Origin of the sequence: Azohydromonas lata NBRC 102462, from assembly GCF_001571085.1 — a bacterium.
Classification (GTDB): Bacteria; Pseudomonadota; Gammaproteobacteria; order Burkholderiales; family Burkholderiaceae_C; genus Azohydromonas; species Azohydromonas lata.
The window spans coordinates 1-23,003 of sequence record NZ_BCTC01000032.1; the positions used below are offsets into that span (position 1 = coordinate 1).

At 70.2% G+C, this 23,003-nt stretch carries 22 protein-coding genes; 12 read left to right on the plus strand and 10 right to left on the minus strand.

Annotated elements, in window-relative coordinates; all coding sequences use genetic code 11:
* The 6 genes from ALA01S_RS13140 to ALA01S_RS13165 form a co-directional block, all read right to left on the minus strand.
* Nucleotides 1-295: UxaA family hydrolase (locus ALA01S_RS13140; protein WP_218011465.1), on the minus strand; the 295-nt coding region annotated here is incomplete at its 3' end.
* 123 nt (nucleotides 296-418) lie between these two features.
* Complete coding sequence (locus ALA01S_RS13145) at nucleotides 419-1,708, minus strand: TRAP transporter large permease (protein WP_066337070.1); 1,290 nt, start codon at nucleotides 1,706-1,708, stop codon at nucleotides 419-421.
* A complete protein-coding gene (locus ALA01S_RS13150) occupies nucleotides 1,699-2,298 on the minus strand; it encodes a TRAP transporter small permease (protein ID WP_084267513.1) in 600 nt (199 codons plus the stop codon). The genes ALA01S_RS13145 and ALA01S_RS13150 overlap by 10 nt, the downstream gene beginning before the upstream one ends.
* Before the next feature lie 259 nt (nucleotides 2,299-2,557).
* Nucleotides 2,558-3,523: a TRAP transporter substrate-binding protein gene (locus ALA01S_RS13155; RefSeq protein WP_066337072.1), complete on the minus strand. Its 966-nt coding sequence runs from the start codon at nucleotides 3,521-3,523 to the stop codon at nucleotides 2,558-2,560.
* A 134-nt stretch (nucleotides 3,524-3,657) separates the two neighbouring features.
* On the minus strand, nucleotides 3,658-4,563 hold the full coding sequence (locus ALA01S_RS13160) for an SMP-30/gluconolactonase/LRE family protein (protein WP_066337075.1): 906 nt from the start codon (nucleotides 4,561-4,563) through the stop codon (nucleotides 3,658-3,660).
* Between the two features lie 21 nt (nucleotides 4,564-4,584).
* Nucleotides 4,585-5,412: an NAD-dependent epimerase/dehydratase family protein gene (locus ALA01S_RS13165; protein ID WP_066337079.1), complete on the minus strand. Its 828-nt coding sequence runs from the start codon at nucleotides 5,410-5,412 to the stop codon at nucleotides 4,585-4,587.
* 139 nt (nucleotides 5,413-5,551) lie between these two features.
* Between ALA01S_RS13165 and ALA01S_RS13170 the strand changes: the two genes are divergently transcribed.
* Entirely contained in the window at nucleotides 5,552-6,271 is a 720-nt protein-coding gene (locus ALA01S_RS13170) for a FadR/GntR family transcriptional regulator (protein ID WP_066337081.1), read from the plus strand.
* 221 nt (nucleotides 6,272-6,492) lie between these two features.
* On the opposite strand, the gene ALA01S_RS13175 is transcribed toward ALA01S_RS13170, so the two are convergent.
* Entirely contained in the window at nucleotides 6,493-7,212 is a 720-nt protein-coding gene (locus ALA01S_RS13175) for a FadR/GntR family transcriptional regulator (protein WP_066337084.1), read from the minus strand.
* 278 nt (nucleotides 7,213-7,490) lie between these two features.
* On the opposite strand from ALA01S_RS13175, the gene ALA01S_RS13180 reads away from it, so the two are divergent.
* From ALA01S_RS13180 to ALA01S_RS13230, 11 genes are all read left to right on the plus strand, one after another.
* Nucleotides 7,491-8,099, plus strand: a complete 609-nt coding sequence (locus tag ALA01S_RS13180) for a PH domain-containing protein (protein WP_066337088.1) — start codon at nucleotides 7,491-7,493, stop codon at nucleotides 8,097-8,099.
* 215 nt (nucleotides 8,100-8,314) lie between these two features.
* Entirely contained in the window at nucleotides 8,315-9,289 is a 975-nt protein-coding gene (locus tag ALA01S_RS13185) for a Bug family tripartite tricarboxylate transporter substrate binding protein (protein WP_066337090.1), read from the plus strand.
* A 132-nt stretch (nucleotides 9,290-9,421) separates the two neighbouring features.
* Nucleotides 9,422-10,753: a glucarate dehydratase gene (gene gudD, locus ALA01S_RS13190; protein WP_066337092.1), complete on the plus strand. Its 1,332-nt coding sequence runs from the start codon at nucleotides 9,422-9,424 to the stop codon at nucleotides 10,751-10,753.
* 109 nt (nucleotides 10,754-10,862) lie between these two features.
* Nucleotides 10,863-11,660, plus strand: coding sequence for an HpcH/HpaI aldolase family protein (locus ALA01S_RS13195; protein WP_066337095.1), 798 nt, complete (start codon nucleotides 10,863-10,865; stop codon nucleotides 11,658-11,660).
* Between the two features lie 45 nt (nucleotides 11,661-11,705).
* The gene (locus ALA01S_RS13200; RefSeq protein WP_066337099.1) at nucleotides 11,706-12,608 is read left to right on the plus strand and encodes a 2-hydroxy-3-oxopropionate reductase; all 903 of its coding nucleotides are present in this window, start codon (nucleotides 11,706-11,708) and stop codon (nucleotides 12,606-12,608) included.
* 492 nt (nucleotides 12,609-13,100) lie between these two features.
* Nucleotides 13,101-14,378: a glycerate kinase type-2 family protein gene (locus ALA01S_RS13205; protein ID WP_066337102.1), complete on the plus strand. Its 1,278-nt coding sequence runs from the start codon at nucleotides 13,101-13,103 to the stop codon at nucleotides 14,376-14,378.
* A gap of 38 nt (nucleotides 14,379-14,416) precedes the next feature.
* Nucleotides 14,417-15,682, plus strand: coding sequence for an alpha-hydroxy acid oxidase (locus tag ALA01S_RS13210; protein WP_373862992.1), 1,266 nt, complete (start codon nucleotides 14,417-14,419; stop codon nucleotides 15,680-15,682).
* A gap of 245 nt (nucleotides 15,683-15,927) precedes the next feature.
* Nucleotides 15,928-16,899 (plus strand): Bug family tripartite tricarboxylate transporter substrate binding protein, encoded by a 972-nt coding sequence (locus ALA01S_RS13215; protein WP_066337104.1) that lies wholly within the window; start codon nucleotides 15,928-15,930, stop codon nucleotides 16,897-16,899.
* A gap of 129 nt (nucleotides 16,900-17,028) precedes the next feature.
* Complete coding sequence (locus ALA01S_RS13220; RefSeq protein ID WP_066337106.1) at nucleotides 17,029-17,997, plus strand: Bug family tripartite tricarboxylate transporter substrate binding protein; 969 nt, start codon at nucleotides 17,029-17,031, stop codon at nucleotides 17,995-17,997.
* Nucleotides 17,994-18,968 carry a 2-hydroxyacid dehydrogenase gene (locus ALA01S_RS13225; protein ID WP_066337108.1) on the plus strand — a complete coding sequence of 325 codons (975 nt, stop codon included), beginning with the start codon at nucleotides 17,994-17,996 and terminating at the stop codon, nucleotides 18,966-18,968. The genes ALA01S_RS13220 and ALA01S_RS13225 overlap by 4 nt, the downstream gene beginning before the upstream one ends.
* 43 nt (nucleotides 18,969-19,011) lie before the next feature.
* Nucleotides 19,012-19,824, plus strand: coding sequence for a DUF429 domain-containing protein (locus tag ALA01S_RS13230; RefSeq protein ID WP_066337110.1), 813 nt, complete (start codon nucleotides 19,012-19,014; stop codon nucleotides 19,822-19,824).
* 31 nt (nucleotides 19,825-19,855) lie between these two features.
* On the opposite strand, the gene ALA01S_RS13235 is transcribed toward ALA01S_RS13230, so the two are convergent.
* The 3 genes from ALA01S_RS13235 to ALA01S_RS13245 all read right to left on the minus strand — a co-directional run bounded on the left by ALA01S_RS13235 (nucleotide 19,856) and on the right by ALA01S_RS13245 (nucleotide 22,908).
* Nucleotides 19,856-20,197 carry a hypothetical protein gene (locus ALA01S_RS13235; protein ID WP_066337118.1) on the minus strand — a complete coding sequence of 114 codons (342 nt, stop codon included), beginning with the start codon at nucleotides 20,195-20,197 and terminating at the stop codon, nucleotides 19,856-19,858.
* Between the two features lie 152 nt (nucleotides 20,198-20,349).
* Nucleotides 20,350-21,396: a HupE/UreJ family protein gene (locus ALA01S_RS13240; RefSeq protein WP_238455788.1), complete on the minus strand. Its 1,047-nt coding sequence runs from the start codon at nucleotides 21,394-21,396 to the stop codon at nucleotides 20,350-20,352.
* A gap of 303 nt (nucleotides 21,397-21,699) precedes the next feature.
* Nucleotides 21,700-22,908 carry a tetratricopeptide repeat protein gene (locus ALA01S_RS13245; RefSeq protein ID WP_176579657.1) on the minus strand — a complete coding sequence of 403 codons (1,209 nt, stop codon included), beginning with the start codon at nucleotides 22,906-22,908 and terminating at the stop codon, nucleotides 21,700-21,702.
* Between the last annotated feature and the right edge of the window lie 95 nt (nucleotides 22,909-23,003).

The following is a 23,003-nucleotide window of genomic DNA, read 5'->3' on the forward strand; positions in this document are numbered from 1 at the left end:
GAGGCAGGTCTTCCAGGCCGCGGGCCTCGGGCATCCGCAGCCGGCGCTCGTTGACCCAGCTGCCGGCGGGTAAATCTTCCAGGGCGAAGCCGATGGGCACGTCGTAGCGGCGCACGGCGTCGCCGGCCTTCAGGTCCACCAGGGCCACCTTGTGGCCTTGCGGCACGTGCTCGCGCAGCACCAAGCCGGCGGGCTCAGGCAGCACGGTGCCGGCGGGCAGGCCGCCGTCGTTGGCGACGATGGCGACGTTGTCGTTCGCATGCATTCGGATCAGCAGCGGGGCGGGGGCGGTCATGTCGATGAGGTCCTGTGTCCGAAAAAGGGGCGCGGCCGGAAGTCCTGTTGGGGGAGGGCTTCCGGCCGCGTGCAAGAGGGGGGGGGCCGGGCCGGCGCGTGCGCCGGCCCGGGCCTCACGGGCTTACTTGAAGAGGCTGGGCAGCCACAGCGAGAAGGCCGGCACGTAGGTGACGAGCGCCAGGCACAGGCCCAGGGCGCTGTAGAAGGGCAGGATGGACTTCATCACCTGCCCCACCGAGATCTCCCCGATGGCGCAGCCCACGAACTGCGTCACGCCCACGGGCGGCGTGTTCAGGCCCAGCGCGCAGTTGATGAGCATGACGATGCCGAACTGCACCGGGTCCATGCCGAACTGCACGGCGATGGGCAGGAAGATGGGCGTGCACACCAGGATGGTGGCGGCCATGTCCAGAAAGGTGCCCAGGACGAACAGCAGCAGGTTGATCATGAAGAAGATCACCAGCGGGTTGTCCGAAACCGACTTCATCAGCTCGCCCGTCTTCTCCGGCACCTCGTACAGCGCCATGAAGTAGCCGAAGGCGCTGGAGATGCCGATGAGCAGCAGCACCACGCCGGTGGCCTTGCAGGCCTTGGCGCAGGCCTTGAGGAAGTCCTTCCACGACAGCGTCTTGTAGACCAGGGCCGTCACCAGCACGGCCCAGAACACGGCCGTGGCGGCCGACTCGGTGGCGGTGAAGATGCCCGACAGGATGCCCGCGAGGATGATGACCACGATGAGCAGGCCGGGCAGCGAGCCCAGGAAGGCCTTGAGCACCTCGGCCCAGCCGGGGAAGCCGCCGCGGGTGGGGTAGCCGCGCTTGCGCGCCACGTAGTAGGCCGCGCCCAGGTTGCAGGCCGTCAGCAGCAGCGCCGGGATGATGCCCGCCAGGATCAGGCTGAACACGCTCACCGACGCGATGCCCGTGGTGGCCAGCGTGAAGATGATGAGGTTGTGCGAGGTGGGCATGAGCACGCCCACCAGCGCGGCGTGCGTCGTCACGTTGACGGCGTAGTCGGCGTCGTAGCCCTCCTTCTTCATCAGCGGGATCATCACCGAGCCCATGGCCGACACGTCGGCCAGCGCCGAGCCCGCCACGCCGCCGAAGAGCGTGCAGCCCACCACGTTGCTCATGCCCAGGCCGCCGCGCACGTGGCCCACCAGCGAGTTGGCAAAGCGCACGATGCGGTCGGCGATGCCGCCGTAGAGCATGAGCTCGCCGGCGAACACGAAGAACGGGATGGCCAGGAAGGAGAACACCTGCATGCCGCCCACCATCTTCTGGAAGACGATGGCCACGGGCATGCCCGAGTACACGACCGTGGCCACCGAGGCCAGGCCGATGGAGAAGGCCACGGGCACGCCCAGGACCAGCAGGGCTGCAAAGCTGATGCAAAGGACGGTCAGTTCCATGCTGGCACCACTTCCTCGTTGCGGATGAGCGCGACGATGTGTTCGATGGAGAAAAGAACGATCAGGACGCCGGCCACTACCAGGGCCAGGTAGTCCGCGCCCACGGGCACGCCCAGCATGGGCTTGATGTCGCTCCACTTGAGCGTGGTCCACAGCCAGCCGCTTTGCGCCATGAGCGCGCCGAAGAGGACGACGAAGCCGTGGATGACGATTTCCACGCGCAGCCGCCACTTTTCCGACAGCAGCGACACCAGTGACTCCAGGCCGATGTGGCCCGCGTCGCGCACGCCCACGGCCACGCCCAACGCGGTCACGTACAGGACGAGTTGCAGCGCCAGGGCCTCGGCCCAGGTGGGCGTGTCATTGAAGATGTAGCGGCCGACGACCTGGAACTGCACGCACAGGATCAGGCCGATGAGGCCGATCACGGCCAGCACCAGGCTGGCCTTGGAGAGGAAGGCGCAAAAGCGCGAATAAAGGTGTGTCGAGGCCGGGCGCTCGTGCGTGGCCGAGGCGGTCAGCGGCGTGCCGGTGGCAGCGTTGACGTTCTCGTTGTCCGCGACGGTGGCCGGCAGGGCGGCGGGTGTCATGGAGAGTCTCCGAAAAGGGCGGGCCGCGCCGCGCTGGGCGCGGCCCGCATCAAAGGGCGCCGGCTGATTGCGCGCCGGCACCTTGGAGGAACTGGGGAAGCGGCGCTCGCCGCTTCGTTGTCAGGCGCTCAAACGGCGCCCCGTCGTCATGCCCGCGAAGGCGGGCATCCACGCCAGCCGGGCTGCTGCCCGGTCTTCGTGGACACCCGCGTGCGCGGGTGTGACGCTGGTGGGTGGCCGGGTGGGATGCTTGGGCGGCTTACTTGGTGTCCTGCGCCGCCTTCACCAGGCGCTGCAGGTCCGGCGTGTTGATGAACTTGGCGTACACCGGGGCCATGGCGTTCTTGAAGGCGGGCAGGTCCACGTCGGAGACGATTTGCGCGCCGGCCTTGGTCACGATCTCCAGGGCCTTGGCGTCCTGCTCGTCCCACTTCTTGCGCTGGAAGGTCACGGATTCCTTGGCCGCGGCGCGGAACATGTCCTGGTCGGCCTTGGACATCTTGTCGAAGATGGCCTTGCTGATCACCAGCATCTCCGGCGCCATGGAGTGCATGGTCTTGGAGTAGACCTTGGCGGCCTCGTAGTGCTTGAAGCCCTCGTAGGACGGGATGTTGTTCTCGGCGGCGTCGATCAGGCCGGTCTTGAGCGCGGTGTAGACCTCGCCGGTGGGCATGGGCGTGGCGTTGGCGCCCATGGCGGCGGCCACGGCCACCCACAGGTCGGACGGTTGCACGCGAATCTTCAGGCCCTTGGCGTCGGCCAGGGTGCGCACGGGCTTCTTGGCGTAGATGCTGCGCGCGCCGCTGTCGTAGAAGGCCAGGCCCACCAGGCCCTCCTTCTCGCAGCCCTGCAGGATCTCCTCGCCCACCGGGCCGTCCAGCACCTTGCGCATGTGCTCGATGCTGTTGAACAGGAAGGGCATGGTGGGCACCAGCGACTTCGGGCACATGGAGTTCAGCGAGGAGATGTTGACGCGGTTCATCTCCAGCGCGCCGATCTTCACCTGGTCCAGCGTCTCCTTCTCGGTGCCCAGCGCGCTCTTGTTGAAGACCTTGATCTTGTATTTGCCGCCGCTCTTTTGCTGCAGCACTTCGCTCATGTGCTTGACGGCCGCGACGGTGGGGTAGTCGTCGCTGTTGTGCACGTCGGCCGAGCGGAACTCGACGGCCTGGGCGCCAAAGGCCGCCAGCGCGGCGGCCACGGCCAGTGAGAGGTTCTTGAACATGGTGCTTGTCTCCAATGGAGTGTGGTTGTTGCCGTTGCGGCTGCCTGAAGCAGTGAACGGAGAGCAGGAAACAGGGAACAAGAAACAGGGAACAGGAAACCGTGAGCCTGTAGCCCGCAGGAGGCCGGGCCGCTTCAGGCGCGGAACGGCGTCTCGGGCAGCCCGCGCAGGCCGGGCTCGGTGACGAACACGGCGCCGTCCAGCGCCGCATCGAACCCGTCGGCGGGCTGGGCCGGCGGGATGGACGTGATGAAGAGGTGGCGCATGTCCGGCCCGCCGAAGCTGCACATGGCGGGCTTGCTCACGGGCAGGCCGATGGAGCGCGCCAGCTCGCCCTGCGGCGTGAAGCGGTGCACCTGGCCGGCGTCGTTGCCGCAGATCCAGTAGCCGCCGTGCACGTCCACCGCGGCGCCGTCGGGGCGCCCGGGGTGCTGGTTCATATCGATGAACTCGCGCCGGTTGGAGAGGTTGCCCTCGGCGTCCAGGTCGAAGGCCCACACGCGGCGCACGCTGGGGTGCGAGTCCGAGAGGTACAGGGTGCGCCCGTCGGGGCTGAAGGCCAGGCCGTTGCCGGTGATGAGGCCGTCCACCATGGGCACCAGGCCGCGGCGGTCGTAGCGGTAGAGCACGCCCGCGGGCGAGGCTTGCGACATGTCCATCACCATGGAGCTCAGCCACAGCCGCCCGGCGCGGTCGCAGCGCCCGTCGTTGAAGCGCATGCCCGGCTGGCTGAACGTGATCTGGTGCAGCGGCACCACCTCGATCTGCCCGCGGCGCTGCGGGCGCAGCCGGTAGATGCCCGTCTCCATGCCGGCCACCAGGCCGCCGGAGGCGTGCAGCGCGATGCAGCCGATGCGCTCGGGCAGCTCCCAGTGCTGTGCCTCGCGCGTCTGCCAGTCGTGGCGGTGCAGCCGCCGCGCCTCGATGTCCACCCAGTACAGCGCCTGCTCGGCCGGGCTCCACAGCGGGCTCTCGCCCACGCGGTTGCGCACGTCGCACAGCGTTTGCACGGCCGCTTGGCCCAGGTCCTGCGTATTCATGGCCAGGAGCTCCCGTTCGCCTCAGGCGTTGTCGAAGGGGCCGGTGCGCACGAACGCGCCGCCCTGGTGGATGACGGCCGGATCGCTCAGGTCCAGCTTGGGCTGCTTCGCCTCAACGGCGGCGCGGAAGGGCTCGGAGGAGTCCTGCGGGCGGTAGCCGATGTGCGCGGCGCCGCTGTTGTCGTACCAGCGCGTCTTGTTGTCCGAGATGCCGTAGATGACGCTGCAGCCCAGCACCGGCGTGGTGAGCACGGCCAGGGTGAGGCGCTCCAGGTCGTCGTAGCTCATCCACGTGGCCAGCATGCGGCGGTCGCGCGGCTCGGGGAAGGAGGAGCCGATGCGCACCAGCGCGCTCTCGATGCCGTAACGGTCGAAATAGAGCTGCGCCACGTCCTCGCCGAAGGCCTTGCTCAGGCCGTAGAGGCCGTCGGGGCGGGCGGGGGCGTCCACGCCAATCACTTCGCTTTGCTTGTAGAAGCCGGTGGTGTGGTTGGAGCTGGCGAAGAAGATGCGCTTGACGCCGTTGAGCCGCGCGGCCTCGTACAGGTTGTACGTGCCGATGATGTTGGCCTCCAGGATGGGCTGCCAGGGCTGCTCGGTGGAAACGCCGCCCAGGTGCACCACGGCGTCCACGCCCTCCAGCAGCGCCCGCACGGCGGCGGCGTCCTGCAGCGGCGCGGGCATCAGCTCCTCGCCCTCGGCCGCTTCGCCCAGGGGTGCGACGTCCGACAGCCGCAGCACGTCGCAATAGCGCTTGAGCCGCGAACGCAGCTCGCGGCCCAAGCCGCCGGCAGCGCCGGTGAGCAGCAGGCGGTTGAAGCGCAGCGGGGTGACAGGCTCAGTCAGCATGATGTTTGAAACTCCGGGGACCATTTCGACAGGTGCGTCAGGAAAACTGCGCTTGTCGTCTGTCATCTGTTGTCGTACAACTATTTGAATTTTTCGCGCCTTGGGTGTCAAGGCGCAGTGACTAGGGGTTTCACTAGGTATGAGTACCGTCTTCACCGCGCGCAAGAAGCCGCGCTCCCTGGCCCAGGAACTGGTGGACGTGTTGGGCGAGCGCATTCGCGAGGGGCAGTTGGCGCCGGGCGACAAGCTGCCCACGGAAGCCGCGGTGATGGCCGAGTTCGGCGTGAGCCGCACGGTGGTGCGGGAGGCGATTTCCAAGCTGCAGGCCGCCGGGCTGGTGGAGACGCGCCACGGCGTGGGCACCTTCGTGGTGGGGCCGGGGGAGGCGTCGTTCCGCATCACGCCGGAGCAACTGGAAACGCTGCGCGACGTGATCGCGGTGCTGGAGCTGCGCATCGGCCTGGAAACGGAAGCCGCGGCCCTGGCCGCCGTGCGCCGCACCGGGGAGCACCTGCAAACCATGCGGCTGGCGCTGGACGAATTCGCCGCCGCCGTGGGCGAGGGCCGCGACGCCGTGGCGCCGGACTTCGCCTTTCACCTGGAGATCGCGCGCGCCACGCAGAACGCGCATTTCGCCGAGCTGCTGAGCTCGCTGGGCGCCAAGATCATTCCGCGCGCCCGCCTGGCCGACGAGAGCAGCGAAGACCTCAAGGCCTACCTGCTGCGCGCCAACGCGGAGCACGAATCCATCTTCGACGCCATCGTCCGCCAGGACCCCGAGGCCGCGCGCGCCGCGATGCGCACGCACTTGGCCAACAGCCGCGAACGCCGCCGCCGCGCCGCGGGCGAAACGGCCTGAAGCCGGTTTCCCTGGCGCCCCAAGGCCGCTGCCGTGGCGGCCAAGGCGCCGGCTCTGGACGACGGACATCAACGCGCTTCTCCCGCACGGCACGCCGGGCAAGGAGCGCCGCGGCGGGGCGAATTGTCATGCAGGGTGCAAAGTTGTCAAGCAACTTTGCTGGAGACGCTGCTGTCTTGCGCGGCGTCGCCGGCCGGCCTGGAGCCGGCGCTGGCGTCGCCTCAGCCCACCAGCCGCGTCCCCTCGAAAATCCGCCGCTTGGCATTGAGCACGTGCACGCGCACGGCCTCGGCCGCGTCGTGGGACGCGCGCCGGGCGATGGCGTCCACGATGTCCTGGTGCTCGGCCTGCACGGTGCGCACGCGCTCGGGGCTTTTCTTGTCCGTCACGCTGTTGGCCAGCTCCATGAACTGGCGGATGGGCGCCACGGTGGTCTCTATGGTGCTGAGGAAGAAGGGGTTGTGCGAGGCGCGGGCGATGGCGAAGTGGAAGCGCACGTCCTGCTCTATGCCGGGCTGGCCGCTTTCCATGGCGGCGCTCAGGGCGTCGAAGCTCGCGCGCAGGGCCTCCAGGTCGGCCGCGTCGCGGTATTCGGCGGCGGCGGCGGCGGCGCCGGACTCCACGCAGCTGCGAAAGGCGTAGTAGCGCTCGATGTCGGCCAGGTTGGCGATGGGCGGCGTGCTGGCCGCGGGCGCGCCGCTGGGGGCGACGACGTGGCTGCCGGAGCCGCGGCGGGTTTCGATCACGCCGTCCGAGCGCAGCCGCGACAGCGCCTCGCGCACCGTGGGCCGCGACACGCCGAAGCGGTTGGCCAGCTCGCCCTCCGTGGGCAGCTTGCCGCCGGCACCGAAGTCGCCGCGCAGGATGCCTTCCACCACGCGGGCATAGATGCGCTCCGGCAGCGTGCCGGTGCCGTCCTTCTGCAAACGCAGTTCGCTCATGGCAGGTGTGTGGCGTCCGCCCGGCCCAAGCGCGTGGCGCCTTCTCTCTGGAAGTTGGAATGGCTGCGATTTTCGCCCATGCCCCGTCAAGGGCTGTCAGGCTGTCATACGGGAAAACCCGTTTTTGCCTGACATGACCCGCACGTCGGACCGCGGGCGGGCATGCTGCGGGGCCATTGACGGCGGGACGGTGGGCGGGGCAGGGTGCGGGTCGCGAACCGCCCGGGGCTGCCGGCCCTGCCAGGCGGCCGTGCAACCGCCGAGCAAGGAGACCGGCCATGTTCAAGAAACTCGCCTCCGAGGCCCTGGGCCTGAGCGACATAGGCAGCATCGTCCAGCCCAAGGACTACGGCAGCGTGGACGCCGACGACTACCTCTTCCACGAGGACGGCGAGCGCATCTTCTTCCTGATCAAGTCCCGCAAGGACGAGTACTGCTTCACCAACTTCGCGCTCATCCACGTGGACGGCGATTCCGCCGTCTCCTCCAAGCGAGCCATCAAGCGCTACGAGTACGCGAGCAAGCCCATCACGGGCGTGGCGCTGGAGACGGCGGGCACGCTGGACATGGACATCGAGCTGAAGTTCACCATGGGCGGCGTGCCCTTCAGCATCGACGTGCGCAAGAACTTCATCGAGCAGCTCAAGGACGTCTACAAGGCGCTCATCAGCATCGGCAAGCAGCAGCACCACGACGAGGCCTGCCGCGGCCATGCGCTCAACGCCCTGAACGCCACGGTGTCGGCCTACAAGCTCACCGCGTCCGCGCCGGGCGAGAGCATCGCCGGGCAATTCACCGAGCTGCTGCGCAGCTACAACCGCGCCGTGCTGCAGGAGTACACGCAGCGGGACTTCACGGCGGTGTTCGAGAAGTACATCAAGGGGTGAGGCAGCCTGTCCCTGGACTGCGGCCAGGGACAGGCCGGGCCTAAGTGTTCTCCACAACTTGGGCGGTCTTGTCCCGGCAAGAGGCAAGTTGTACGATGACGTACGACAACGACGCTTTTTTTGTCAGGCGTCGCTCTCGCAACCGGAGCCGGTGGCTGCAGCGCAATGGCGGCCTTGGCCGGTTGGGCGAGGGACCACAACGATTTGGAGACCCCATGCTTCGTCGAACCCTGTTGAGCGTGGCCGCCGCGGCGGCGGCCCTGGCCGTGGCGCTGCCCGCCATGGCCCAGGCCTGGCCGGCCAAGCCCGTCACCCTGGTGGTGCCGTTCCCGCCCGGCGGCTCCACGGACATGATCGCCCGCACCCTGGCCTCCGGGCTGCAGGCCAAGCTGGGCCAGACCTTCATCGTGGACAACAAGGCCGGCGCCACCGGCACCATCGGCGCGGCGCAGGTCAAGCGCGCGCCGGCCGACGGCTACACGCTGCTGGTGGCCTCGCTGGGCCCCTACGTGATCGCGCCGCACCTGCTCAAGAACACGCCCTACGACGCGACCAAGGACTTCGACTACATCACCGTGGCCGTGCAGGCGCCCAACGTGCTCGTGGTGCCCGCGGCGTCCCCGTTCAAGACGGTGGCCGACGTCATCGCCGCCGAAAAGAAGAATCCCGGCAAGCTCACCTTCGCCTCGTCGGGCAACGGCTCCTCCGACCACCTCACGGCCGAGCTGTTCTGGCTGCAGACCGGCACCGAGGGCACGCACGTGCCCTACAAGGGCGGCGCGCCGGCCATCACGGACCTGCTGGGCGCGGTGGTGGACGCCTCGTTCCAGAACGTCAACGCCGTCATCCAGCACATCAACAGCGGCAAGCTGCGCGCGCTGGCCGTCACGGGCGACAAGCGCTCCACGCTGCTGCCGCAGGTGCCCACGCTGGCCGAGTCCGGCGTCAAGGGCGTGGACGTGTACTCCTGGCAGGCCGTGGCCGGCCCCAAGGGCCTGCCCGCGGACGTCAAGGCCAAGCTCGCCACCACCATCGCCGCCGTGCTCAACGACGCGGCCGTCAAGCCCAAGCTCACCGAGCAGGGGTTCGAGATCGTGGCCAACACGCCGGAGCAGTTCGCCAAGTTCCAGGCCGCGGAGTACGCGCGCTGGAAGAACGTGATCGAGACCCGCAAGATCACCGCGGACTGATCCCGCCGCCGCCCTTCCGCCGCTTCCTGCCGCTTTCCCCGCCGCACCCCCAAGCCGCCGCCACGGCGCCCCGTGTCCGCCCACCGGCGGGGCAGGGCGCCCAAAGAAACCCCCCGACTCCCCACCGCCGCCATGCCCAGCACCACGCCCACCGTCGTCTCCCTGCAAGCCATCCCCGTCGCCGGGCGCGACAGCATGCTGCTCAACCTCAGCGGCGCGCACGCCCCGTACTTCACCCGCAACCTGCTGGTGCTCACCGACAGCGCCGGCCGCACCGGCGTGGGCGAAGTGCCCGGCGGCGAGGCCATCCGCCAGACGCTGGACGACGCGCGCGAGCTGGTCGTGGGCCGCAAGCTGGGCGACTGGCAGGCCGTGCTGACGGAGATCCGCACCAGGTTCGCCGACCGCGACGCCGGCGGCCGCGGCCTGCAGACGTTCGACCTGCGCACCACCATCCACGCCGTCACCGCCGTGGAGTCCGCGCTGCTGGACCTGCTGGGCCAGGAGCTGGAGGTGCCTGTGTGCGCCCTGCTCGGCGAAGGCCAGCAGCGCGACGCCGTGCCCATGCTGGGCTACCTCTTCTACATCGGCGACCGCAAGAAGACGGACCTGCCCTACGACAGCGACCCCGACGCCGCCGACGAGTGGTTCCGCGTGCGCCACGAGGAGGCCATGACGCCCGAGGGCGTGGTGAAGCTGGCCGAGGCCGCGCAGAAGCGCTACGGCTTCCAGGACTTCAAGCTCAAGGGCGGCGTGCTGCGCGGCGAGGAGGAGGTCGAGGCCATCAAGGCGCTCAAGGCCCGCTTCCCCGAGGCCCGCATCACGCTGGACCCCAACGGCGGCTGGCTGCTCAAGGACGCCATCCGCCTCATGCGCGACATGCACGGCATCCTGGCCTACGCCGAGGACCCCTGCGGCGCCGAGGGCGGCTTCTCCGGCCGCGAGGTCATGGCCGAGTTCCGCCGCGCCACCGGGCTGCCCACGGCCACCAACATGGTCGCCACCGACTGGCGCCAGTTCGTGCACTCGCTGGTGCTGCAGTCCGTGGACATCCCGCTGGCCGACCCGCACTTCTGGACCATGCAGGGCGCGGTGCGCGTGGGCCAGACCTGCCGCGACTTCGGCCTGACCTGGGGCTCGCACTCCAACAACCACTTCGACGTGTCGCTGGCCATGTTCACGCACGCCGCCGCGGCCGTGCCGGGCCGCGTCACGGCCATCGACACGCACTGGATCTGGCAGGACGGCCAGTTCCTCACCAAGGAGCCGCTGCAGATCGTGGGCGGCGAAGTGGCCGTGCCCAAGAAGGCGGGCCTCGGCGTGGAGCTGGACATGGACGCCGTGATGAAGGCCAACGCCCTGTACCAGCAGCACGGCCTGGGTGCGCGCGACGACGCCATCGCCATGCAGTACCTCGTCCCGGGCTGGAAGTTCGACAACAAGAAGCCCTGCCTGGTGCGCTGAACGAAACGCTTCTTCGTGCCGGTGGGGGCCGCAGCCCCTGCCGGCACGCTTTTCCAAGCCAACCCGCGCCTGACCCGCAGGCCACAACTTGAACGCTGGAGACGACGCCATGAGAGAGAACCGCTTGCGTGCGCTGTGGAAGTCCGGTGGCGCCGCCGTCAACGGCTGGCTGGCCATTCCCAACGGCTTCGCCACCGAGGTCATGGCCCACCAGGGCTGGGACACGCTCACCATCGACGTGCAGCACGGCGTGGTGGACTACCAGGCCATGGTGCAGATGCTGCAGGCCATCTCCACCACCGAGACCGTGCCCGTGGTGCGCGTGCCCTGGCTGGAGCCGGGCATCCTGATGAAGACGCTGGACGCGGGCGCCTACGGCGTGATCTGCCCCATGGTCAACACGCGCGAGGACGCCCAGAAGCTCGTGGCCTGGACCAGCTACGCCCCGCGCGGCGTGCGCAGCTTCGGCCCGGTGCGCGCGCTCTACTACGGCGGCGCCGACTACCCCCAGCACGCCAACGACACCATCGTGCGCTTCGCCATGATCGAGACGGCGCAGGCGCTGGACAACCTGGACGACATCCTGTCCGTCGAGGGCCTGGACGCCATCTACATCGGCCCCTCGGACCTGTCGCTGTCCCTGGGCTGCACGCCCACCTTCGACGACCTGGACCCCAAGGCCGCGCAGGCCGTGGACTACATCCTGGAGCGCGCCAAGGCCCACGGCGTGGTGGCCGGCATCCACAACGGCCGCGCCGACGTGGCCTTGGCCCGCATCGCCAAGGGTTTCCAGTTCGTCACCGTCAGCTCGGACGCGCGGCTGCTCGCGGCGGGTTCGCAGCAAATCCTCGGCGCGATGCGCGCGCAACTTCAAAACCCGGCCACCCCGGCCTCCGGCTCGTACTGAGCCGCCGCGCACCGCACGCCACCACCGCCAGACAAAGGAGATCACATGAACATCGGTTTCATCGGCCTGGGCATCATGGGCGCGCCCATGGCGCTGCACCTCGTCAACGCCGGCCATCAGCTCTTCGTCAACACGCACGGCCCGGTGCCGGAGGCCGTGACGGCCGCGGGCGCCAAGGCCTGCGCGAATGCCGCTGAAGTGACCTCGCAGTCCGAGATCGTCTTCACCATGGTGCCGGACACGCCGGACGTGGAAGCCGTGCTCTTCGGCGAGAACGGCGTGGCCTCGGCCCTGAAGGCCGGCGGCGCGGGCGGCGAGCGCAAGGTGATCGTGGACATGAGCTCCATCTCGCCCATGGCGACCAAGGCCTTCGCGCAGAAGATCAATGCCCTGGGCGCGGACTACGTGGATGCGCCCGTCTCCGGCGGCGAGGTGGGCGCCAAGGCCGCGTCGCTGACCATCATGTGCGGCGGCGAGCCGGCGGTGTTCGAGCGCGTGCTGCCGCTGCTGGAGAAGATGGGCAAGAACATCACGCTGGTGGGCGGCAACGGCGACGGCCAGACCACCAAGGTGGCCAACCAGATCATCGTGGCGCTGAACATCGCCGCCGTGGGCGAGGCGCTGCTGTTCGCGAGCAAGGCCGGCGCCGACCCGGCCAAGGTGCGCGAGGCGTTGATGGGCGGCTTCGCCAGCAGCCGCATCCTGGAAGTGCACGGCGAACGCATGATCAAGCGCACCTTCAACCCGGGTTTCCGCATCAAGCTGCACCAGAAGGACCTGAACCTGGCGCTGCAGGGCGCGCGCGAGCTGGGCCTGGCCCTGCCGCAGACGGCCGGCGCCGCGCAGCTCATGCAGGTGCTCGCCGCCAACGACATGGCCGACCTGGACCACTCGGCGCTGGTGCGCGCGCTGGAGCTCATGGGCAACCATGAGGTGGCCAAGGGCTGAGAGGCCCAGGCGGACTTGGGGCAGGTGAGTGGCGTCAGCCGGCCGCGGTGGCAAGCCCGTGGCAACGTGCGGCCGGTAGCCGGTAGCCGGTAGCCGGTAGCCGGTAGCCGGTAGCCGGTAGCCGGTGGCCGGTGCGGCCCGCCCGCCACTTCGTCATTCCCGCGCAGGCGGGAACCCAGGCGGCCCCCAAGTCAGCCGCAGCCGGCCGGTTGGCAACCCGTGGCATGGGCCTTGGCGCGCCTGTGCCTTCGCTCACGTGCCGGCGTGGGGCCGCCTGGATTCCCGCCTGCGCGGGAATGACGAAACAGGGGGCGTGCCGTTTTTGCTGCGGGATGCGCACCAAGGGGCTTCTCCTGGAAGCAGCGGTGTTCAACACAAACAAGGGTGTCCTCTTGTGCCCGGTGGCGCTCCGCACTACCGGCAATCGCCTCCGCCCCACGTCCCCGCGCCTGCACGACAGTTGAGGCCCTCGACCGACCAAGGATTGTTCGCATGACCACCCCCGACCGCCGCCCCCTGCTGCGCCAGATGTTCGACGCGGCCATCGCCGCCGCGCAGCCTGCGCTGTGCCTGCCGCCGCACCTGCCGGGCAAGCCGAAAGGCCGCACCCTCGTGATCGGTGCCGGCAAGGCCTCCGCCGCCATGGCGCGCGCGCTGGAGGAGCATTGGGACGGCCCGCTGCAAGGCCTGGTGGTCACGCGCTACGGCTACGAGGTGCCGTGCGAGCGCATCGAGATCGTGCAGGCCGCCCACCCCGTGCCCGACGCTGCCGGGCTGCGCGCCACCGAGCGCATCCGGGAGCTGGTCACCGGCCTCACCGCCGACGACCTCGTCATCGCCCTCATTTCCGGCGGCGGCTCCTCGCTGCTGGTGGGCCCGGCGCCGGGCCTGACGCTGGAGCACAAGCAGGCCGTGAACAAGGCGCTGCTGGCCAGCGGCGCCTCCATCTCCGAGATGAACTGCGTGCGCCGCCACCTCTCGGCCGTCAAGGGCGGGCGCCTCGCGGCCGCCTGCCATCCGGCCCAAGTGCTGACGCTGCTCATCTCCGACGTCCCGGGCGACAACCCCATGGACATCGCCTCCGGCCCAACGGTGGGCGACCCCACCACGCGGGCCGACGCGCTGGCCATCATCGAGCGCTACCGCATCGAGGTCCCGGCCGCCGTGCGCGAGTGGCTGAGCCGCGACGAAAGCGAAAGCGTCAAGCCGGACGACGCGCGGCTGCAGCGTGTCGAAACCCGCATCATCACCGCCCCACAAATGGCGCTGGAGGCCGCCGCGCAGGTGGCGCGCGAGGCGGGCCTCACGCCCTACATCCTGGGCGACAGCCTGGAAGGCGAGGCCCGCGACGTGGGCAAGGTGCTGGCCGGCATCACGCGCCAGGTGGCGCTGCGCGACCAACCTTTCCAGGCGCCCTGCGTGCTGCTCAGCGGCGGCGAGACCACCGTCACCCTGCGCGGCCAGGGCCGCGGCGGGCGCAACGTGGAGTGCCTGCTGTCCCTGGCCGTGGCGCTGGACGGCCTGCGCGGCGTGCACGCCCTGGCCGGCGACACCGACGGCGTGGACGGCGTGGAGGAAATCGCCGGCGCCTGCATCACGCCCAACACCCTGGAGCGCGCCTGGGCGCAGGGCATCAACCCCCGCGCCAGCCTGGACGACAACGACGGCCACGGCTTCTTCCAGGCCCTGGGGGACGCCGTCATCACCGGGCCCACGCTCACCAACGTCAACGACTTCCGGGCCATCGTCATCGACGCGCCCGCGAAATAGTCCCCGCAACCCCACCACAGCGACGCCGCAGCAGCCCCATGGCCGTCTCCATGCCCAAGCAGGCCCACGACGCCACGCCGGTGGAACCCGCCGTGGCGCCGCCGCGCGCCGCCCAAGCGGCCTACGTGGCGCCGCGGGCGCTGCAGCGTTTTCTTTGCCTGGACGACTTCGAGCCCGCCGCCCGCGCCCGGCTGCCGCGGCCGCTGTTCGGCTACGTCTCGGGGGCCACGGAAACCAACGCCTCGCTGCGCGACAACCGCGCGGCCTTCGGCGAGCTGGCTTTCATCCCGCGCATGCTGGTGAACGTGGCGCGGCGCGAGCAGTCGATGGAGCTGTTCGGCACGCGCCACGCGTCGCCGTTCGGCATCGCGCCCATGGGCATCAGCGCGCTCACGGCCTACCGGGGCGACCTGGCGCAGGCGCGCGCCGCGCGGGCCGCGGGCGTGCCCATGGTGCTCAGCAGCTCCTCGCTGATCCGCATGGAAGAGGTGCTGGCGCAGGCCCCCGGCACCTGGTTCCAGGCCTATCTGGGCCGCGACCCGCAGGCCACGGCGCGGCTGGTGGCGCGCGTGAAGGCCGCGGGCGCGCCGGTGCTGGTGGTCACCATCGATTCCGCCGTGGTGCCCAACCGCGAGAACAACGTGCGCAACCGCTTCAAGACGCCGCTGCGGCCGGACCTGCGGCTGCTGTGGGACGGCCTCACGCACCCGCGCTGGGCGGTGGGCACCTTCGCCCGCACGCTGCTCAAGCACGGCATGCCGCACTTCGAGAACGTGGGCGCCGAGCGCGGCGCGCCGCTGGTGGCGCGCGACGTCACGCGCGACTTCTCCGGCCGCGAGCACCTGGACTGGGACGCGCTCAAGGACATACGCCGCCGCTGGGACGGCCCGCTGGTGCTCAAGGGCTTGCTGCACCCGGCCGACGCCAGGCTCGCGCGCGAGGCCGGGGTGGACGGCGTGATCGTCTCCAACCACGGCGGGCGCCAGCTCGACGGCGCGGTGAGCCCGCTGCGCGTGCTGCCGGCCATTGCCGAGGCCGCGGGGCCCATGACCGTCATGGCCGACAGCGGCTTCCGGCGCGGCACCGACGTGCTCAAGGCGCTGGCGCTGGGCGCGCGCGCCGTCTTCATAGGCCGTCCCATGAACTACGCCGCCGCCGTGGGCGGCCAGGCCGGCGTCGCGCACGCACTGCACCTGCTGCGCGCCGAGATCCAGGCCGACATGGGACTGCTGGGCATCAACCGGCTGCAAGAGCTGGAGGCCGGGCAGTTGGTGAGGCTGGGCGCGGCGGGAGTGGCTTCGTGAGCTGTCCGTATCCCGTCAGCCAAGGCGGCCCGCCCACTCCTTCGTCATTCCCGCGAAGGCGGGAATCCAGGCGGCCCCACGCTGGAGCGCCAGAGGCCAAGCCGGCGCCACGACTCTCAAACCTCGGCACACCACCCCTTTCGCTTGCGGCCTGCTTGGGGGCCGCCTGGATTCCCGCCTTCGCGGGAATGACGAATCGGTAAGCGGTGCGTGCCGGCTTACGACCAACCACAAGGAGACAAACGATGAACCGCACCCGCAGAACCCTGGCCCTGGCCGCCCTGGCCTTCACCGCCGCCATCCCCGCCGCGCAGGCGCAGGACAAGTGGCCGTCAAAACCCATCACCTACATCGTCGCCTTCCCCGCGGGCGGCACCAGCGACATCCTGGCGCGGCTGATCGCGCAGAAGCTGGGCCCGGCGCTGGGCACCACGGTGATCGTGGACAACAAGGCCGGCGCCGGCGGCAGCGTGGGCTCGGAGCAGGTCTCGCGCGCCGCGCCGGACGGCTACACGCTGCTGGGCGGCACCATCAGCTCGCACGCCATCAACGTCAGCCTCTACCCCAAGCTGGGCTACGACCCGGTCACGTCCTTCGCGCCCATCGCGCTGATCGGCACCAACCCCGTGGTGCTGGTGACGCGCCAGGACAGCCCCTACAAGACCGTGGCCGACGTCATCAACGCCGGCAAGGCCAAGAAGCCCATGACCTCGGCTTCCGCCGGCAACGGCACCTCGCAGCACCTGGCGCTGGAGCTGCTGAAGTTCAAGACCGGCATCAACATCGACCACATCCCCTACAAGGGCAGCGCCCCCGCCATCCAGGACGTCATGGCCGGCCAGGTGGACATGATGTTCGACACCACCGTCGTCGCCGGCCCGCACATCGAGTCCGGCAAGCTGCGCGCGCTGGCCGTGACCTCGCCCAAGCGCCTCTCGAACATGCCCAATGTGCCCACCGTGGCCGAGACCGTGCCGGGCTACGAGGTGATGTCCTGGCAGGCCATCTTCGCCCCCGCCGGCACGCCCAAGGCCATACAGCAGCGGCTGCATGACGAGGTCAACAAGATCCTGGCCCAGCCGGACGTCAAGGAGCGCCTGGCCAAGCTGGGCATGGAGCCGGGCCAGATGACGGCCGAGCAGTTCACCACCTTCCAGAAGGCCGAAGTCGCCAAGTGGGCCCAGCTCGTCAAGGCGGCCAACATCAAGATCGAGTGACGTGGAGCCGGCCCTTTGGGCCGGCCTTCTTTTGCCCCGCCGGGGAACCGCCCCGGCATCCGTGGATGCCCGCTTTCGCGGGCATGACGGGACTTTTTTTGCCCGTGACCCCGCCGCAGGAGATTGCACATGAACCGCAGACATTCCTTCCACGCCCTGGCCGCCGCCGCGCTGGCCGTGCTCGCCGTCCCCGCTGCCCATGCCCAGGCCTGGCCCACGAAGCCGCTGCGCATCGTGGTGCCGTACCCGCCGGGCGGCTCGTCGGACATCATTGCCCGCTCCATCAGCCAGCCGCTGTCCGAAGCGCTCAAGACGACGGTCATCATCGAGAACAAGCCCGGCGCCAACGGCAACACCGGCACCGACTTCGTGGCCAAGGCCAACGACGGCCACACGCTGCTGCTGTGCGACGTGGGCGCGCTGGCCATCACGCCCTCGGTCTATCCCAAGCTGCCCTTCAACCCCAGCAAGGACCTCAAGGGCGTGGGCATGCTGGCCTACTCGCCGCACCTGCTGGTGGTGCACCCCTCGGTGCCGGCCAACAACCTGCAGGAGCTGGTCGCGCTGTCCAAGAAACAGCGCATCGACTTCGCCGTGACGGCCATCGGCAGCGCGCCGCACGTGGCCGGCGTGGCGGTGGAGAAGGCCACCGGCGCCAAGTGGGAGTACATCCCGTACAAGGGCGGCTCGCAGGCCATCAACGACACCGTGGCCGGCCAGGCCCACGTGCTGATGAACGGCATGCTGGCCACGCTGCCCTTCGTCCAGTCCGGCAAGCTCAAGGTGCTGGGCGTGTCCAAGGCCACGCGCGTGGCGCTGTTGCCTGACGTCCCCACCATCGCGGAGCAGGGCGTCAAGGGCTTCGAGTCGGGCACCTGGCAAGGCGTGCTCATGCCCGCCAACACGCCGCAGGCGGTGTTGGAGAAGGTGTCGGCCGAGCTCACCCGCATCATCCGCATGCCCGAGGTGCGCCAGCGGCTGACGTCGCAGGGTGCCGAGGTCTACACCATGTCGCCCACGGAATTCAGCAGCTTCTTCGAGCGCGAGCGCGCCAACTGGGCCAAGGTGGTGGCGCAGGGCGGCGTGAAGATGGAATGAAAGGAACCCGCAACGTGAGCGATCAAGACAAGCCCCGCGTCCTGCAGATCGGCCGCCTGCTGCCCTGGCTGGAGGAGCAGCTCGCCGCGCACTTCGACCTCGTGCTGCTGGCGCAGCAGCCCAACCCGCAGGCCTACGTTGCCGAGCACGGCCGCGAGTTCGTCGCCGCCGTGACCTCGGCGGCCGTGGGCATCGACGCGGCGATGATGGATTCGCTGTCCGCGCTCAAGGTCATCTCCAGCTTCGGCGTGGGCCTGGACAAGGTGGACGTGCAGGCCGCCGCGCGCCGCGGCATTCCCGTGGGCTACACGCCGGACGTGCTCAACGACTGCGTGGCCGACACCGCCTTCACGCTGCTGCTGGACGTGGCCCGCCGCGCCAGCGAGGCCGACCGCTTCGTGCGCCGCGGCGCCTGGCTCACCGACAAGTTCCCGCTGGCCACGCGCGCGAGCGGCAAGCGGCTGGGCATCGTGGGCCTGGGGCGCATCGGCCGCACCATTGCGAAGCGGGCCAGCGGCTTCGACATGGAGATCCGCTACCACAACCGCCGCCCGGCCGAGGGTGTGGACTTCGGCTACGAGGCCAGCCTCACGGAGCTGGCGCGGTGGTCCGACTTCCTGGTCGTGGCCGCGGCCGGCGGCGCCGAGAGCCAGGGCCTGATCTCGGCCGAAGTGCTGCAGGCGCTGGGCCCGCAAGGTTTCCTCATCAACATCGCCCGCGGCACGGTGGTGGACGAGCCGGCGCTGATCCAGGCGCTGCGGGACAAGGCGATTGCCGGCGCGGGCCTGGACGTGTACGTGGACGAGCCGCGCGTGCCTGAAGCGCTGTTCGCGCTGGACAACGTGGTGCTGCTGCCCCACGTGGCCAGCGCCACCCACGAGACGCGCCAAGCCATGGCCGCGCTGGTGCTGGACAACCTGCTGGCCTTCTTCAGCGAGGGACGGCCCAAGGTGGCGGCGCCGGTGGCTTGAGCCACGGCTGCGGCGGCGCCCAGGCGCCGCCGACAATCCGCCCATGTCCCCCCGCGAAGTCATAGGCGTCGATTTCTCCAGCCGCCCAACCCGCCGCAAGCCCGTGGTCGTCGCACAAGGCCTGGCGGCGGGCTCCACCGTCAAGCTGCAGGCGCTGCACTGCTTCGACACGCTGGAGGGCTTCGGCCAGTGGTTGAAACAGCCCGGGCCCTGGGTGGGCGGCTTCGATTTTCCTTTCGGCCTGCCGCGCGAGCTGGTCGAGCACCTGGGCTGGCCCACGCAGTGGCTGGCGCTCATGCGCCACTACGCGGCCCTGGAGCGGCCAGCCATACGCGACACCTTCGCCGCCTTCTGCAACGCGCGGCCGGTGGGCCACAAGTTCGCGCACCGCGCCACCGACGGCCCGGCGGGCTCCAGCACGTCCATGAAGTGGGTGAACCCGCCCGTGGCCTACATGCTGCACGCCGGCGTGCCGCTGCTGCTGGACGCGGGCGTGGACCTGCCGGGCCTGCTCGACGGCGACAAGGCCCGCGTGGCGCTGGAGGCCTACCCGGGGCTGCTGGCGCGCGAGCTCATAGGCCGGCGCTCCTACAAGAACGACGACGCGGCCAAGCAGACGGCCGAGCGGCTCATCGCGCGCAAGGACATCCTCGCCGCGCTGGAGTTGGACCGCACGCGGCTGAACCTGCGTTTGAAACTGACGCCGGCCCAGCACGACGCGCTCATCGCCGACCCCAGCGGCGACCGCCTGGACGCCGTGCTGTGCCTGCTGCAGGCCGCGTGGGCCGCCGGCCAGGCGCACTGGGGGCTGCCCGCCGGATTCGACCCGGTGGAGGGCTGGATCGTCGGCGCCTGAGCGGCACTTGAACGGCGGAGGGCAGGGCGCCTCAAACCGTCTTGCAGCGGTTCTTCACCTGGGCCGTGTCTATGGCCTCGACCTCGCCCTTCAGCCGTGCCACGTCCGCCTCGTGGTCGCCGGACAATTTGCTGAAGGGCAGCGCCAGGAGAAACACGCCCACCGCGTCGGTATTGGCCTTGGAATCCTGCAGCCGCGAATACTTGTCCAGCTCGGCGCGCACGTCGCCCTTTTTGGACGCCAATTCGCTGCAATTCAATTGCGTGTATTTCTCGTGCGAGACGTAGGACGCGTGAATGGATTCCGGCCGGTTGGCGCAGGCCGACAGCAGGGAAATGGCGGCCACGGCAAGAGTCAGGGCGATGCGGTTCATTGCAGTTCTCCAGGAAGCGGGTATTCGGCAGGGCACGGTTTGGTGCTGGGGGCGAACTGTAGGAACCGGGATGGATTCGGAAAATCGCGCGGGGGAGGGCGGGCCTTGGAGGGATGGGGGTTCGTTCGTCGGGGGGTGAGCAGGGCCGAGGCTCAAACCGGCAGCAGCCCCATGCCCGTGGTGCGCTCCACGAACCACAGCAGCGCAACGCCGATCGCGGTGGCCGAGCCGCCGTGCAGCACCCAGCGCTCGTAGCCGCCGCGCCGCCGCGCCAGGAACAGCAGCGGCACCACCAGCGCCACGATGGCCAGTTGCCCAAGCTCCAGGCCGATGTTGAAGCGCAGCAGCGCCCAACCGAAATCCAGCGTGGGCAAATCCACCTCGTGCAGCACGCCGGCAAAGCCGAAGCCGTGCACCAGGCCGAACAGGAAGGTCACCGCCCCGCGCCAGCGGCCGAAGAGGCCGCGCAGGTTGTCCACCGCCGCCACGGCGATGGTGGCGGCAATGGCCGGCTCCACCACCGTGGGCGGCAGGTTCGCGTGGCCCAGGGCGGCCAGCGCCAGCGTCAGGCTGTGCGCCAGGGTGAAGAGCGTCACCGTGGCCGCCACGGGCGCCAGCGCCTGCCGCGCCGAGGCCACCGGGCGCCAGCCCTGCGGCGTGCGTTGCAGCACGGCCGGCAGCAGCAGGCACAGCAGGAACAGCAGGTGGTCGTAGCCGGTGAGGATGTGCAGCACGCCCTCGCGCACGAAGCTGCCGGTGGCGGCAGAGGGCGCCGCATCCCCCGCCGGGGCGCTTGCAGCGGCGGGGTCCGCGCCCGGGTCCAGCACGCGTACTTCCACGCGGCCGTCCGGGTGGGTGATGCGGGCGATGCCGCGGTGGCTCGCATCCACCCCGGCGAACAGCCGGTACTCCAGCGGCAGGCCCTGCGGCGGGGCGCAGGCGGCCGTGAAGCGCAGCGCCGCGTAGGCGCCGTCACTGCGCTGCTCCAGCGCAGGCTCGCCCGCGGGCTGCAGCGGGCAGCCGGGAATTTTCAAATGCGCCTGCGCATGCGCCACCAGCGCGGGCCAGGCGGCGCGCACCTCGCCCCAGGTCAGCTCGCGGTTGCCGTCCGCATCCAGTTGCGGCAGGGCGTTGTCCAGGTCGCGCAAGGCCACGTCCCAGCGCACTTCGACGCCGGTGGAACGGGTTTGAAGCTGCAAATAGGCGTCGCTGGATTGGTGGGCTTGGGCGGGAGTAAAGAAAATGAGGATGAAAAGCAGGGGGAGAATTTGAATAAAGAGTCTTTTAAAAGAATTGCTTCCTATTTCGTCATGCCCGCGAAAGCGGGCATCCACGAATGCCGAGGTATGTCTTATGAATTGCATTGCTTTGGGCCAGCGTCGTCGTGCCAGCATCCCGGGCGGCGTGGATACCCGCTTTCGCGGGCATGACGGCGTGGTAGCTGGCGGCCGGCAAATAAGCGTGCCCGCATCGATCAAATTCATGTTTTCTCCCAAAGCCGCTTATTTCTGCAGCACCTTCTCAATCCGCCTGTCCCGCAGCCCAACCTGCGCCAAAAGGGCGTGAGTCTGCGCCATGGCGGCGGTGTCGCCCGTGGCGCGGGCGGCGCGGGCCAGCAGCAGCAGGTCCAGCGGCTCGCGCTGGCGCGTCACGTTGTCGCGCGCCGCGGCCAGGGCGGCGTGGGGGGCGCGCCGCACGTCCAGCTCGAACAGCGCGCGCTCGCGCGCGTCCAGCAGCGAGGCGCCCGGCCGCAGCGCCGCCTGCGCCAGGCGCTCGCGCAGCTCGGTGCCGGCGGGTCCCTCGCCGTCGGCCGATGCGCTCTCCGCCGCCGCCAGCCGCAACAGCACGCCCTCGCTGCGCGGTTCGTGGCGCAGCAAGGCGGGCACCTCGGCGCCGCGGCCCTGGGCCAGCAGCAGGTCGGACAGGGCGAGGGCGGTGTAGCCGTCCGGCTGCGCCTGCAGCGCGGCGCGCAGGCTTTGTTCCGCCTGTGCCGCCTCGCCCGCGCGCGCCTGCAGCTCGCCCAGGGAAGTCAGCAGCCAGCCGCGCAGCGAAGCGTCGCCGCCCGCTTCCAGCAGCAGCGCTTCAAAGCTGGCGCGGGCCTGGTCGAAGTGGCCGCGTAAGCCATCGTTCTCGGCTTGGCAGGCGCGGGCGTGCAGCGGGGCCGCGCGCGTGGCGGCCAGCGCCTGGCAGGCTGCGTCGGACTCGGTGAGCCGCCCCTGCACCCGGCGCAGCGTGGCCAGCGTCAGCAGCGCCTGGGGCTGTTGGGGGTCGCGCGCCAGCAGGGCCTGCAGCCGCCGCGCCGCGCCCTCGAAGTCGTGCAGGTACTGCTCCACCGTGGCCAGCATGACGACCACCGGCGCCGGCGCGTCGGCCGCTTCGCGCCAGGGCGCCAGCAGCGCCAGCGCCTGGCCGGCCGGGCGCGGATCGCCCTCGCGCCGCGCCTGCTCCATCAGGTGCCGCGCCGCCTCCACGGCCTGTGCCGGCACCATGGCGGCCGGGGCGCCGCCCCGCGCCGGTGCCGGCAGCAGCCGCGCGGGCAGGCGCTGCACCACTTGGGCGTCGCTGGCCGGCAGCAGCGGCGCGGCTGCCGCGGGCACGGCGGCAGCCACCAGCGCCAGCAGCACCGGCAGCCCGTGCGAAAGGCCAGGGCCGGTGCGGGCCGCCGGTGGAGAAAGCGCGGGGGCGCGGCGGAGGGGGGGCGGACGGGTCATGGGCGTCACTCCTGGAGCTGGGGAGGCGGCGGCACTCGCCGTGGGCGGCCGCCCCGCGGCGGGTCGCGGCAGGCGTTGGGTGCGGCTCTCCTTCT